Annotated in this window: 1 pseudogene; it reads right to left on the reverse strand. The window is 36.1% G+C overall.

From position 1 onward, the window contains the following. Positions 1 to 202: 202 nt before the first annotated feature. Positions 203 to 548, reverse strand: a pseudogene (locus MTCD1_RS21320) (transposase); the annotation flags it as partial.

A 548-nucleotide genomic window follows, 5' to 3' on the forward strand; every position in this document is an offset into this window, starting at 1 on the left:
AAATCACCAGACACCCACTCAAAATAATTAATACCTAATATCAATTAATCTGCGTTACTGATTTGCATTGAGCAGAGTTTTCTTTGATTTTTATGGTGTCGAATAGAATATTAATAGTAATGCATAAATACAGATGTTTTACCCAATTTAAGACACAACTAGCCTTAAGTGAGTAATGTATCTAGATGAGTTATATGGATTATTAAGCAAGCAACTTTTGGCAAATTGACACCGTTGCTCGTTTTTTTAAGTGTTGATGTTCACAAAAATCCGTGAGTGCTTGCGCTCTACCTACTGCACCATGGAAACATTGTCTAAACTGGGTGGTTAATACTAACCAGTTTTGGGTACTAATGCCTAAGCGGGTTAATATTTCAGGTTGAGCTTTGTCAATATAACCGCGTTTATCGGCTCGAATACAACGACCAGTTACATCAACCAATTGTATATAGTCACTTAATTCAAACGATAAACCTGTAGGCATGTTCTTTCTTGGGTTACCAATAAAGGGAAGTAATTGTTGGGCTTGTTGCCCTTTAATCGCTGCT

The organism is Colwellia marinimaniae, assembly GCF_002207865.1.
GTDB lineage: Bacteria > Pseudomonadota > Gammaproteobacteria > Enterobacterales > Alteromonadaceae > Colwellia > Colwellia marinimaniae.